The organism is Crenobacter oryzisoli, from assembly GCF_030385785.1.
Classification (GTDB): Bacteria; Pseudomonadota; Gammaproteobacteria; order Burkholderiales; family Chromobacteriaceae; genus Crenobacter_A; species Crenobacter_A oryzisoli.
The window spans coordinates 1-13,229 of sequence record NZ_JAUEDK010000077.1 but is presented as its reverse complement, the minus strand read 5'-3'; the positions used below and the strand labels follow the sequence as shown (position 1 = coordinate 13,229).

Annotated in this window: 13 protein-coding genes; 6 read left to right on the top strand and 7 right to left on the bottom strand. The window is 64.2% G+C overall.

The annotated features are described in order from the left end of the window. Positions 1-480: 480 nt before the first annotated feature. Positions 481-1,812 carry an ATP-dependent protease ATPase subunit HslU gene (gene hslU, locus QU481_RS22565; RefSeq protein ID WP_435382755.1) on the bottom strand — a complete coding sequence of 444 codons (1,332 nt, stop codon included), beginning with the start codon at positions 1,810-1,812 and terminating at the stop codon, positions 481-483. 61 nt (positions 1,813-1,873) lie between these two features. Continuing rightward, on the bottom strand, positions 1,874-2,428 hold the full coding sequence (gene hslV / locus QU481_RS22560) for an ATP-dependent protease subunit HslV (protein ID WP_289832234.1): 555 nt from the start codon (positions 2,426-2,428) through the stop codon (positions 1,874-1,876). Positions 2,429-2,751: 323 nt separating this feature from the next. Here hslV and QU481_RS22555 point away from each other — a divergent pair, with 323 nt between their 5' ends. The 6 genes from QU481_RS22555 (at position 2,752) to QU481_RS22530 (ending at position 8,691) form a co-directional block, all read left to right on the top strand. Beyond that, complete coding sequence (locus QU481_RS22555; protein WP_289832233.1) at positions 2,752-3,474, top strand: energy transducer TonB; 723 nt, start codon at positions 2,752-2,754, stop codon at positions 3,472-3,474. Further along, positions 3,471-4,148 carry a MotA/TolQ/ExbB proton channel family protein gene (locus QU481_RS22550; protein ID WP_289832232.1) on the top strand — a complete coding sequence of 226 codons (678 nt, stop codon included), beginning with the start codon at positions 3,471-3,473 and terminating at the stop codon, positions 4,146-4,148. Before QU481_RS22555 ends, QU481_RS22550 begins: the two co-directional genes overlap by 4 nt. Then, entirely contained in the window at positions 4,135-4,551 is a 417-nt protein-coding gene (locus tag QU481_RS22545) for an ExbD/TolR family protein (protein ID WP_289832231.1), read from the top strand. Before QU481_RS22550 ends, QU481_RS22545 begins: the two co-directional genes overlap by 14 nt. A gap of 538 nt (positions 4,552-5,089) precedes the next feature. Continuing rightward, complete coding sequence (locus QU481_RS22540) at positions 5,090-5,374, top strand: hypothetical protein (RefSeq protein WP_289832230.1); 285 nt, start codon at positions 5,090-5,092, stop codon at positions 5,372-5,374. 352 nt (positions 5,375-5,726) lie between these two features. Then, the gene (locus QU481_RS22535; protein ID WP_289832229.1) at positions 5,727-7,115 is read left to right on the top strand and encodes an aminopeptidase P family protein; all 1,389 of its coding nucleotides are present in this window, start codon (positions 5,727-5,729) and stop codon (positions 7,113-7,115) included. Positions 7,116-7,392: 277 nt separating this feature from the next. Beyond that, a complete protein-coding gene (locus QU481_RS22530) occupies positions 7,393-8,691 on the top strand; it encodes a dicarboxylate/amino acid:cation symporter (protein ID WP_289832228.1) in 1,299 nt (432 codons plus the stop codon). A gap of 62 nt (positions 8,692-8,753) precedes the next feature. On the opposite strand, the gene QU481_RS22525 is transcribed toward QU481_RS22530, so the two are convergent. From QU481_RS22525 to QU481_RS22505, 5 genes are all read right to left on the bottom strand, one after another. Continuing rightward, positions 8,754-9,446, bottom strand: coding sequence for an META and DUF4377 domain-containing protein (locus tag QU481_RS22525; RefSeq protein WP_289832227.1), 693 nt, complete (start codon positions 9,444-9,446; stop codon positions 8,754-8,756). Positions 9,447-9,524: 78 nt separating this feature from the next. After that, positions 9,525-10,289 (bottom strand): sulfite exporter TauE/SafE family protein, encoded by a 765-nt coding sequence (locus tag QU481_RS22520; protein ID WP_289832226.1) that lies wholly within the window; start codon positions 10,287-10,289, stop codon positions 9,525-9,527. Between the two features lie 317 nt (positions 10,290-10,606). Next, a complete protein-coding gene (locus QU481_RS22515) occupies positions 10,607-11,980 on the bottom strand; it encodes an NAD(P)(+) transhydrogenase (Re/Si-specific) subunit beta (protein ID WP_289830335.1) in 1,374 nt (457 codons plus the stop codon). A 12-nt stretch (positions 11,981-11,992) separates the two neighbouring features. After that, positions 11,993-12,292 (bottom strand): proton-translocating transhydrogenase family protein, encoded by a 300-nt coding sequence (locus tag QU481_RS22510; RefSeq protein WP_289830336.1) that lies wholly within the window; start codon positions 12,290-12,292, stop codon positions 11,993-11,995. Positions 12,293-12,311: 19 nt separating this feature from the next. Further along, positions 12,312-13,229 (bottom strand): NAD(P) transhydrogenase subunit alpha (locus tag QU481_RS22505; protein ID WP_289830337.1); only part of this gene is annotated, 918 nt, incomplete at its 5' end.

The window sequence follows — 13,229 nt, the reverse complement described above, 5'->3', positions numbered from 1 at the left end:
AATCTTGCGGCATGAGCTCCTGATCAATCCAGGCTCTCACACCTATCGGTTGTTCGTGCTGTTAAAGAGCGGTTGTTGCTGACGGCGTCGCTTCGTGGCGTTGCTGGGTCAGCAGCAGAGGAGGCGAACTATACGCCACGACCCATACTCCGTCAACACCTACGTGCAAAGAAAAGTACCAAACCTGACCAAAACCAAACCGTGCGCGCCATAAGTCCATGATTAACAATAAATTATGAATTACGAGTGCTTCAATAAAACCTCAATAAATCGCCGAAATATTCGAAATAGCGGCTCTTGCCACCGCATCGCCGCCGGTTGAACTGGCCATGAAGCCTGCTGCAGCACTCCAAAAACCAAAAATCTTGGCCGAACTCCCGTTCGGCCAAGATTTATCTTGTCTGGCTAAGTAAGCACCCTCACCGGCCACCTCTAGCTATATAGATAGCTACATAGGAGACAGCGCAGCGGGCTCTTTCCTTACAGTACGTAGCGCGCCAGATCCTCGCGCTGCGCCACTTCGCCCAGGCGGCTATCGACATAGGTGCCATCGATCTCGATGCGGCCGGCCTTGGCGTCGAAGGAGATTTCCTCGAGCAGTTTCTCCATCACCGTATAGAGGCGACGAGCACCGATGTTCTCGGTCTTTTCATTCACGCGCCAGGCGATTTCGGCGAGACGCTCAATGCCGGAGTCGGCGAACACCAGCTCGACGCCTTCGGTTTCCAGCAGCGCCTGGTACTGGCGGGTCAGGCAGGCGTCGGTGCTGGTGAGGATGGCCTTGAAGTCGTCGACCGACAGGCTGTCGAGCTCGACGCGGATCGGCAGACGACCCTGCAGCTCCGGGATCAGGTCGGACGGCTTGGACAGCTGAAACGCGCCGGAGGCGATGAACAGGATGTGGTCGGTCTTGATCATGCCGTACTTGGTGGACACGGTCGTGCCCTCGATCAGCGGCAGCAGGTCGCGCTGCACGCCGGCGCGCGAGACGTCGGCTGAAGCGCCGTCACTGCGGCTGGTGATCTTGTCGATCTCGTCGAGGAACACGATGCCGTTCTGCTCGACATTGGCGAGCGCGTCGGCCTTGGTCTCCTCGTCGTTGACCAGCTTGGCGGCCTCTTCGTCGATCATCAGCTTGAGCGCGTCGGGCACTTTCATCTTGCTGGTTTTCTTCTTGCCGGCACCAATGCCCTGGAACATGGTCTGCAGTTGGCTGGTGAAGTCCTCCATCCCCGGCGGGCCCATGATGTTCATCTGGGCCGGCAGCGCGGCGACTTCGATCTCGATTTCCTTGTCGTCGAACTTGCCCTCGCGCAGCATCTTGCGGAATTTCTGGCGGGTGGCTCCATCCTCGGCCTTTTCTTCCGGCGCCGGTTCGCCGTAGAAACCGGCCTTGTGCGCGCGCGGCAGCAGCACGTCGAGGATGCGGTCCTCGGCGGCGTCCTCGGCGCGGTGGCGATTCTTCTTGATCGCGTCGTCGCGTGCATCCTTGATGGCAGTTTCCATCAGGTCGCGGATGATGGTATCAACGTCGCGGCCGACATAGCCGACCTCGGTGAACTTGGTCGCTTCAATCTTGATGAACGGCGCATTGGCGAGGCGCGCCAGGCGACGGGCGATCTCGGTCTTGCCGACGCCGGTCGGACCGATCATCAGGATGTTCTTCGGCGTGATCTCGTGGCGCAGCGGCTCGGCCACCTGCTGGCGGCGCCAGCGGTTGCGCAGCGCGACGGCGACGGCCTTCTTCGCCTCGCGCTGGCCGATGATGTGCTTGTCGAGTTCGTGGACGATTTCTTGCGGTGTCATGGACATGGTCACTGCCCTTCGTGCGTTGGGGCGCGCCGGCGGCGCGGCCCGGATGTTTCGGCCAACCTTACGCCGGGATGTTGCTCGGGCTGAGCGTTTCGATCACGTGGTTATGGTTGGTATAGATGCAGATGTCGCCGGCGATCTCCAGCGACTTCTTGACTACCTCTTCGGGAGGCAGGTCGGTGTTCTCGAACAGCGCGCGCGCTGCTGCCTGGGCGTAGGCGCCACCGGAACCGATCGCGGCGATGCCCTGCTCGGGTTCGAGCACGTCGCCGTTACCGGTAATGACCAGCGTGTTGTCGATGTCGGCGACGATCAGCATCGCCTCGAGGCGGCGCAATGCACGGTCGGTACGCCAGTCCTTGGCCAGCTCGATCGCCGCCACCACCAAATTGCCCTGATGCTTCTGCAGCTTGGCCTCGAAGCGTTCGATCAAGGTGAAAGCGTCGGCAGTGCCGCCGGCGAATCCGGCGAGCACTTTGCCGCCGTGGAGGGTGCGCACCTTGCGCGCACTGGCCTTGATCACGATGTTGCCGAGGGTGACCTGGCCGTCGCCGCCCAGCGCCACGTGCTGTCCGCGCCGGACCGAAACGATGGTGGTGCCGTCGAATTGCTGCATAGTCGTATCAACTCCAGATGGATGAAGCTGCCGCGACGCCACTGCGCGCGGCCACTTTTTCCGATATGGCGGCGATGGACGTGATTACAAGCGCCAGGCGTTCGCCTCCAGCGGGCAAGCTCGCGGGATGGCTCTGAAGTATCAAGCGGGCGCGGCCCCGCAGGTGATGCCTCAGCTCCTCAGTGATCGTTCTTATCGCGAGTTGCAAGGTGCAAACGGCCGGCCGTCGCATAGCCTGCCACCGCGACGCCGGTCGCCGGGAAACCGATAGTCGCGTCCTACCCTATTCAATATTGAGAATAATTTGTATTATTATTCTCGTCATGAATCTCCGTACCACCCATTTCGCCCTGCTGCTCGGTGTGACAGCGTTACATGGCGCGGCCCTGTTCACGCTCGGCCGCCTTGGCCAGACACCGGTGACGCCGCCCACGCTGAGCAGCCTGGCGCTGGTTTCGTTGCCGGCACTCGGCACGCCGCAGCCGACTCCGGCCGTGCCGAAGCCTGTGTCCGCGCAGAAGACGACACCATCCAAGCCCGCGCCGCTCAAGCCTCAACCCGTGGCGAAGCCTATCGCCCAGCCCGTGCTGAAAGCCACCGCCAAGAGCACGACGGCGCCGGAGGCGCCCAGTGCACCGGCCCCGACCCCGCCGACACCGAGCAAGCGCAGCGCCGCCGAGCAAGCCGACAGTCCACTCACAACTGGCCAGGCCGCCGGCAACAGCCACGACGCGCCGGCCCGCGAGGGCCCGGTGACGCCGCCGACCCAGGTCGGCGGCTATGCCAATACGCCGCGCCCGAATTACCCGCCACTGTCGATCGAAATGGGCGAGGAAGGATCGGTGCGCCTGCGCGCCCAGATCGACGCCGAGGGGCGACCGAGCGACGTGACTGTCGTCAAGGGCAGCGGCTTCCCGCGCCTGGACCGTGCCGCCGTCGCCGCGGTGAGGGGCTGGCGCTTCAACCCGGCCCGCCGCGGCAACGAGGCGATTCCGTTTACCTACACCTTTTCGGTGGACTTCACTCTCCGTAACGCGCAATCATGAACCTGCCCTCCGTTTTCCACCAAGGCGACGCCGTTCTCGTGACGGTATTTCTGATCCTGATCGCGATGTCGATCGCCAGCTGGTATTTGATCCTGGTACGCGGTGCGCACGCTTGGCGCGTGCGCCGGGGCAACCGCCAGACCGAGCAGGCGGTGTGGGCCGCCGGCGACTGGCAACAAGCCGAGCAAGCGCTGGCCGGCTCGGACACGCCGATCGCGGCGCTAGCGCGCCAGGGCCTGTCCGCGGTCCGCCACTACCATGCCAACGCCCACAAGGGCCTGGGCGACTTGTGCACGCTGGACGTGTTCCTGACCCGCGCGATCCGCAAGGGCCTGGCGCAACAGACCGCCCGCCTGGAGTCGGGCCTGACGCTGCTGGCCTCGGTGGGCTCGACCGCGCCGTTCGTCGGCCTGTTCGGCACCGTCTGGGGCATCTACAACGCACTAGTGCACATCGGCGCGCAGGGCCAGGTGTCGATCGGCACAGTGTCCGGCCCGATCGGCGAGGCGCTGGTCGCCACCGCCACGGGGCTCGCTGCCGCGATCCCGGCCGTGCTGGCCTATAACGCGCTGACTCGCAGCAACCGGGTAATCGGCCAGGAACTGGATCACTTCGCCCACGACCTGCACGCGCAACTGCTGACCGCACCGGAGGCAAGCCATGGCGTTCGGTAGTTTCGACAAGGACAGCGCCGCGCCGATGGCGGAGATCAACACCACGCCGCTGGTCGACGTGATGCTGGTGCTGCTGGTGGTGTTCATCGTCACCGCCCCACTGCTGACCAATGCGGTGCACGTCAACCTGCCGCGCGCCGCCGCGACCGCGCACACCGAGCGGCCGGACACGATCCGGCTGGTGGTCGACGCGCAGGGCACCTACCACTGGAACGACCAGCCGGTGGGCGCCGACCAGTTAACCGAACGCTTCGCCGCGGCCGTAGGCACCAACCCGGAAATCACACTGGCGCTGTCCGCCGACAAGGACGCCCGCTACGACGCGGTCGCCCAGGCGGTCGCCAAGGCCCAGCAGGCCGGCGTGTCGCGTATCGGCTTCGTCACCGAGGCGCCGAGCCGTTAACCGGAGAGGGCTGCTAAAAACGCCGCGAGCATTCTGTCGGCGGGGTAGCGCGCAGCAACCAAAGTGAACTTGCGGTCCACGTGGGCTGGTTCCATCAAGCCCCAGGAATGCGCGGCAGGTTTTAAGCAGCCCGCCGACCGACGCAGGCTCCGCCCTCACCCCACAAACCGCCCGCCCCCCCAAAGGTGACGGGCGGCATACTTTCACCCGCTCCTCAGAGCTACACGGGCGCTTCGCAGCGCCGAGAGACGCCAAGTTCGGCGATGCTTGGCCGAAGCACGGCCGGGACCGGCCGATCAAGCAAGCCCCCCCTGGCAGACCCCGAACGAGCCGACCATAGTCCTCACGACTTCAATCGCTCGACCACGCCGACATCCCGATCGACGGCACCAGCGCAGCGCGCCTGAACCGGACACCGAAGACCCGCTTGAGCGATAAGCGCAGCCCCTCTGCTGGCAGCCCTCGCACGTCCGTTCGCGCCTCAGCCCCACTTTCCACCCCGGCATGACCGGGGTCACGGCGACCCATCAATATCAACATGGATATTCATCATGTTACTAATGTTTTTTTACATGACCTGTCGTCAAAATACGAACGGCATAATTCGCCAGGTAAAAAATCTGGGCTAAAAAATCACCCAATCAAAAGGACGATGCAGGGTCAGGCAGCGAAATCAGGGCCCGACAGGAGAAAACCACGCTCCACATCGCGTCAAAAAACACATAAACCAATGATTTTTCTGAGAATTTTAACACATCATGACGAAAGCAATACGGGTACCGCCAATACACCGCTCCACGGCGACTCGGCTGACAACATCTGATGAGCCACTAGCTCCACTATCGTCTATAAGGGTTAAGCGGCTCAGCGCCGAGACAATCGCCACTTAACAGAGCCACTAATAAAACAGGGCTTCTGCAAAGCTAGCCCTCCTGGAGCTGTTGCATTGCCTGCGGCCCTTCTGTGCAGACTGTGGCTGCGAGCCGAGATCGCTACGGGGGACTGTCAGGGCACCTAATCCCCGGGGATTCGAACAACGTTGCGCCTGCACTTATCGGGTGCCGATGGTCATCCACCCGCCCGCGGTGTACATTTGGGAGACTGTATACAATTTTATCGGCGTGGCGCAGAAACCGCCGCCGCGCCGTCCACAAGAGAGAGAAGGAAAAACGCCCATGTTTTCCGCAGACATCTACACCGCGCGCCGCGCCGCACTGGCGACGGCCGATCTGGACGGCCTGCTGCTGTTCGTCGGCAACGTCGAAGCGCCGATGAACTACCTGCACAACACCTACCCGTTCCGTCAGGACTCCAGCTTCCGCTACTTCTTCGGCCTGGATGAACCGAAGTTGGCCGGTCTGATCGACGCCGATAACGGCGCGACGACGCTATTCGGCATCGAGCCGGCCGTCGATGACATCGTCTGGGAAGGCCCGCTGCCGAGTCTGTCCGAGCGCGGCGCCCGGGTCGGCATCGAGCGCACCCGCCCGTACGCGGAACTAGCCGCCGTATTGGCCGAAGCGCGCGCCGCCGGCCGCCGTGTGCACTACCTACTGCCGTACCGCAGCGAAACGCAGATCGAGCTGGCGCGCCTCACCGTCGTGCAGCCGGGCGACGTGAACGGCAGCTATTCGGCCGAGCTGACCCGCGCGGTGGTGGCGTTGCGTGAAATCAAGGGGCCGGAAGAGATCGCTGAGATGGAAGCGGCACTGGCGGTGACCCGCGAGATGCACATCGCCGCGATGCGCACCTCGCGCCCGGGGGTGGTCGAGCACGAGGTGGTCGGCATCATGGAGGGCATCATGCGCCGCCGCGACTGGCAACTGGCCTACCCGGTTATCTTCTCGCGCCGCGGCGAGGTGCTGCATAACCACCGCCACGACCAGATGCTGCAGACCGGTGACTTGGTAGTCAACGACACCGGCTGTACCTCGGGCGGCGGCTACGCCAGCGACATCACCCGCACCATCCCGGTTGGCGGCAAGTTCACCGAGCGCCAGCGTCCGCTGTACGACACCGTGCTGGCGATGCAACTGGCCGCGATCGACGCGCTGCGTGCCGGCGTGCGCTATTTCGACGTGCACAAGCTCTCGGCGCGGGTGATGGTCGAGCAGATGCACGCGCTCGGCTTCTTCCATGGCGACACCGACGAGATCGTCAACTCCGGCGCCTACGCGATCGCGTTCCCGCACGGCCTGGGCCACCAGATCGGCATGGACGTGCACGATATGGAAGGGCTGGGTGAGGACCTGGTCGGCTACGGCGACGAGCTCGAGCGCAGCCCGCTGTTCGGCCTCGGCTATCTGCGCCTGGGCAAAACGCTGAAGGCCGGCATGGTGCTAACGGTGGAGCCGGGCATCTATTTCATCCCGGCGCTGATCGACGCCTGGCGCGCCGAGGGCAAGTTCAGCCAATACATCAACTACGCCAAGTTCGACGAATACCGCGACTTCGGCGGCATCCGCATCGAGGACAACGTGCTCGTGACCGAGACCGGCAGCCGCGTACTCGGCGAGCCGATCCCGAAGACCGCCGACGAGGTCGAGGCAATCATGGCCGCGTAAACGTTCGGCCAATCCTCACTCCAAAACAGGCTGCCCTCGGGCAGCCTGTTTTGCTTTGGGGTGGCCCGGCAGGCACCGATCCGGCGCACCGGCGCGCCAGATTAGGGAAAACACCAACTGTCGAGCGCTTACCCGACTCTTATGATGCCCTTGAACCTGCCTTTCGGCAGCACCGACAGCTACCCGCCCGGCAAGAGGCGAGCCCGTCACCCGCCCCGTTACCTCGGCCAGCGGCCCCCCTATAACAGAACAAACGTTCCCTGGGAGCGCAACAACCATGACGACGAAGCAACCGTTCTACCGCATCCTGTATGTTCAGGTGATCTTCGCGATCCTACTCGGCGTCGCGCTCGGCCATTTCGCACCGGAGCTGGCGGTGAAGTTCAAGCCACTAGGCGATGCCTTCATCAAGCTGATCAAGATGATCATCGGTCCGATCATCTTCTGCACCGTGGTGACCGGCATGGCCGGCATGCATGACATGAAGCAGGTCGGCCGCGTCGGCGGCAAGGCGCTGCTCTACTTCGAGATCGTGTCGACCCTGGCGCTGTTGATCGGCCTGGGCGTCGGCCATCTGCTGCAGCCGGGCGCCGGCTTCAACGTTGACCCGGCCCACCTCGATACCGGCGCGATCAGCCAGTACACCAGCCAGGCCAAGCACGGTGAAACGCTGGTCGACTTCCTGATGCACCTGATCCCGAACACGCTGTTCAGCGGCTTCACCGATGGCAACATCCTGCAGATCCTGCTGGTGGCGATTCTGTTCGGCGCCGGCCTGTCGGCGATGGGCAAGACCGGCGAGCCGGTGACGCACCTGTTCGACAAGATCGCCCACGTGCTGTTCGGCATCGTGCGCATCATCACCAAGCTGGCTCCGTTCGGCGCGTTCGGCGCGATGGCGTTCACCATCGGCAAGTACGGCCTGGGTTCGCTGATCCCGATGGCGAAGCTGGTCGGCACCTTCTACCTGACCTCGATCCTGTTCGTGGTGGTGGTGCTCGGCACGGTCGCCCGCTTCGTCGGCTTCAACATCTTCCGCTTCATCGGCTACATCAAGGAAGAACTGTTGATCGTGCTCGGCACCAGCTCGTCCGAGTCTGCACTGCCACAGCTGATGGGCAAGCTGGAGAACCTCGGCTGCGGCAAGTCGGTGGTGGGCCTGGTGATCCCGACCGGCTACTCGTTCAACCTCGACGGCACCAATATCTACATGACGATGGCCGTGCTGTTCATCGCCCAGGCCACCAACACCGACCTGACCATGATGCAGCAGTTGACCCTGCTGGCAGTGGCAATGCTGACCTCGAAGGGCGCCTCGGGCGTGACCGGTGCCGGCTTCATCACGCTGGCGGCGACGCTGGCGGTGGTGCCGACCATCCCGGTGGCGGGCATGGTGCTGATTCTCGGCATCGATCGTTTCATGAGCGAATGCCGCTCGCTGACCAACATCACTGGCAATGCAGTCGCCGCCGTGGTGATCTCGGCCTGGGAAAAGGCGCTGGACCGCGAGCGCATGAGGGCGGTGCTGGGCGGCAAGCCGGTCGAGCCGCTGGAAGACGTGCCGCTGGCGCGCTGACCCGCCCTGCAGCAACCATGTAAAAACCGCCCAACCGGGCGGTTTTTCGTTGCCAGCTCAGGTCAGTTGGCCGGGGTGACGGTGCGCTCGACCTTCTCACTCATCACCACCCGCTCCAGCACGTAGCGCAGGCTCGATGCGTCGGCCGGCGGGTTCGCGACCGGGATCGCGCGCACCTTGATGTAGTAGCTGACGCCCGGCTGCGGGTCGAAGCCCTCGATGCGGCTGTAGAAATTCTCCCACGGGCCATCGGCGCTGCGGCGCACCTGCAAGCACGCCATCTTACCGGCACCGGCGCTGCAGGCATGGCGTTCCGGCCCCACGTACAGGTACTGCTCGCCGGCCACCGCCTGATCCTTTGCGGCAGGCGCGGCCGGCTCGGCACCGGCGACGCGCTTGAATTGGTAAACGGCGCCGTCGGCGGCGACCATCTTCAGGTTCTGCGCGCGACCGTCCGGCATCAGGCGCGGGTGGCTCTCCAGCATCTTCAGGAAGGCCGCCTCGGTCCGCATCGCCGGCGGCGGACACATCATCCGGGTGCCCGCGATCACCGTCTTGCCTTCGGCATTGGTCGTGGCGACAAAGCGGTTGCATCCGGAAAAGCCAGTCATCTTGCCCGGCTCGAACGCAATCGTCGGCGCACGGCCCTCGACCTGCGGCGACACCTGCTCCCACTGGGTTCCCATCAGATTCGGAAAGGCCATGGCCGGTGAGACCAACAGCGCGGCCAACAGAACGGAATAGCATGTTTGCATTTTTGCTCCTCTCTGAAGTCGGTAGGACACCGCTCCATTATGCTCGCCATTCCGTTAATTTCACAATATTATTTTAATCTAATTTACAATAAAGAGATCGTAGCCGAACTTGCCAATCAGCACCGCCACCAGGATCAGGAACAGCACGCGGATCATCTTCACGCCGCCGTGGATCGCCAGGCGCGCCCCGAGCAAGCCCCCCGCCATATTGCAGATCGCCATCGGAATCGCCCACGCCCAGACGATGTGGCCGGCCGGGATGAAGAACGACAGCGCGGCGATATTGGTCGCCATGTTCACCACCTTGGCCGACGCGGTGGCGTGCAGGAAGTCGAACGCGAAGAAGCGGATGAACAGAAAGGCGAGGAAGCTGCCGGTACCCGGACCGAACAGCCCGTCGTAGAAGCCGATCGCTGCACCGAGCAGCGCCGCATTGACCCGCTCGCGCCGGGTGATCTCCTTCGGCTTGTGCAGGCTGCCGAAATCCTTCTTGATAAAGGTGTAGATCGCCATCGCGATCAACAGCACAAAGATCAACGGCTTCATCACCTTGACCGGGATGTAGCTGACCGCGGTAGCGCCGACGAACGAGAATGCGAATGCGAAGCCGGCCGCCGGCAGGATCAGCGCCCAAGGCAGGCGCACCCGGCGCAGGTACTGGCGCGTTGCCATGGCAGTACCGGACACCGACGAGAACTTGTTGATGCCGAACAGCGTGGCGGGCTGGATATTGGGCAGCAGGTTGAACAGGCCGGGGATCTGCACCAGGCCGCCACCGCCGACGGCGGCATCGATCAGGCCGGAGATAAAGGCAATACCACCCAGAAAAACCAGGGTTTCCATCGAGAACATCCTTGGGGGAAGGAAGGCGGGGCTCGGGTTGACCGAGCGCCCCAAACAGCGCGCAGGGCCGGATCGGCCGCGGGCAAACCAGCCCGCCAGTATACACCGGATGACAATATGCTTACCCGGGTGAGTACCGCAGTGCGGCAGAGTGTTTCAGCGGTACGAAGCGGCGGCTTCGACGCGGCCCCAAACCCGTACCACCGTTCATCGCTGCGGCTTGCCGAGCTCGCGGGCCCCGCGGCCCAGGCAAGGCGGGCCAACGCAATTAAAAAGCCGCCCCGAAGGGCGGCTGTCAGGCTCAGGAACGGCGCCGATCAGGCGTGCTCGACCGCCTTCACCAGCTCCTCGACCACCTTCTTGGCGTCGCCGAACACCATCATGGTCTTGTCCATGTAGAACAGCTCGTTGTCGAGCCCGGCATAGCCGGCGTTCATCGAGCGTTTCACCACGATGGTGGTGCGCGCCTTGTACGCCTCCAGGATCGGCATGCCGTAGATCGGGCTGCCCTTGTCCTTCTGCGCCGCCGGGTTCACCACGTCGTTGGCGCCGATCACCAGCACCACGTCGGTGTTGGAGAAGTCGGAGTTGATCTCTTCCATCTCCAGCACCTGCTCGTACGGCACTTCGGCTTCGGCCAGCAGCACGTTCATGTGCCCCGGCATCCGGCCGGCCACCGGGTGGATCGCGTAGCGCACGTTGACCCCCTTCTCGGTCAGCTTGTCGGCGAACTCCTGCAGCGCGTGCTGGGCGCGCGACACCGCCAGGCCGTAACCCGGCACGATGATCACGCTGTCGGCGTTGCCCATCAGGAACGCCGCATCGTCGGCCGAGCCGGACTTGTAATTCTTCGGCCCGGACGCCGCACTGCCACCGGCGGCCGCCTCGGCGCCGAAGCCGCCGAGCAGCACCGACACGATCGAGCGGTTCATCGCCTTGCACATGATGTACGACAGGATCGCACCGGACGAGCCGACGCAGGCACCGGCGATGATCAGCACCGGGTTGTTCAGCGTGAAGCCGATGCCGGCGGCCGCCCAGCCCGAGTACGAGTTCAGCATCGACACCACCACCGGCATGTCGGCGCCGCCGATCGGGATGATCAAGGTCACGCCCAGCACCAGCGCCACCGCCAGCATCGCCAGGAAGGCGGCGTGGCTGTCGGTGACGAAGTAGGCGAGACCGAAGCCGACCATCGAGAGCGCCAGCACCAGGTTCAACAGGTGCTGGCCGCCGAACGACACCGCCTTGGAGCCGAACTTGCCGGACAGCTTGCCGTAGGCGATCACCGACGCGGTGAAGGTGATCGCGCCGATGAAGGCGCCGATGAACAGCTCGACCTTCTGGACCGGGGTGTGCTCCTGGCCGGTGTGGAAGATCGCGGCCACGGCGATCAGCACCGCTGACAGACCGACCAGCGAGTGCATCGCCGCCACCAGTTCCGGCATGCCGGTCATCTCGACCGTCTTGGCCTTCCAGGTGCCGATCAGCGCGCCGGCGGCGATCGCGCCACCGAGCAGCGCCCACACCGGCTTGTCCATGATCATCAGCGTGGTGACCACGGCGATCACCATGCCGATCATGCCGAAGGTGTTACCGCGTCGCGCCGAGGTCGGCGACGACAGCCCCTTGAGCGCGAGGACGAACAGCACCGCCGCGACCAGATAGAGAATTGCAGAAAGATTGATCATCGGGTCGGCTCCTTAGCGTTGCTTCTTCTTGAACATGTCGAGCATGCGCTGGGTCACCAGGAAGCCGCCGAAGATGTTGATGCTGGCGAGGAAGATGCCGATCGCGCCGAGCACCGAGGTCAGCGTGAGCTGTGCACCGTTGATGTCGACCACCTGCAGCAGGGCGCCGACGATGATGATGCCCGAGATGGCATTGGTCACCGCCATCAGCGGGGTGTGCAGCGCCGGGGTGACGTTCCAGACCACGTGGTAGCCGACGAACACGGCCAGCACGAACACGGTCAGGCTGGTGATAAACGGATCTACAACCATGAAACTCTCCTGAATGCGGTCACGCGCCGGCCTGGACGGCAGCCGGGGCGGCGGAAGCGGCGGCCGGGGCAGCCTGGCCGAAGCGCAGTTCGCCGGCGTGGGTCACCAGCGTGGCGGCCAGCAGCTCGTCTTCCAGATTGATCGAGAAGCCTTCCTTGGTGAGCATCAGGCTCAGGAAGGTCAGCAGGTTCTTGGCGTACAGCGCCGAGGCATCGCCGGCCATCAGGCCCGGCAGGTTGGCCGTGCCGACCACGGTGACGCCGTTGTCGGTGTGCACCACCTCGCCACAGCGGGTCGATTCGACGTTGCCGCCGCTCTCGGCCGCCATGTCGACGATCACGCTGCCCGGCTTCATCGCCGCCACGGTGGCGGCGGACAACAGGCGCGGCGCCGGCTTGCCGGGGATCAGCGCGGTGGTGATCACGATGTCGGCCTGCTTGGCGTGCTTGTCGACTAGCTCGGTCTGGCGGCGCTGGTAGTCCTCGGACATCTCCTTGGCGTACACGCCGTCGTTGGCGGCCTTCTCCGCGTCGGTCATCGGCACCTCGACGAACTTGGCGCCGAGCGATTCGACCTGTTCCTTGGTGGACGGCCGCACGTCGAACGCCTCGACCACCGCGCCGAGGCGCTTGGCGGTGGCGATCGCCTGCAGGCCGGCCACGCCGACGCCGAGGATCAGCACCCGCGCCGGCTTCACCGTGCCGGCAGCGGTCATCAGCATCGGCATGAAGCGCGGGTAATAGTGGTTGGCGAGCAGCACCGCCTTGTAGCCGGCGATGTTGTTCTGGCTGGACAGCACGTCCATGGACTGGGCGCGGGTGGTGCGCGGCAGCAGCTCCATCGCGAACGCCGACGCCTGCTTGGCGGCCAGCTTCGGCAGGTCGGGGTTGCTGTACGGCGCGAGCATGCCGATCAGCACCGCCCCGTCCTTCAGCTG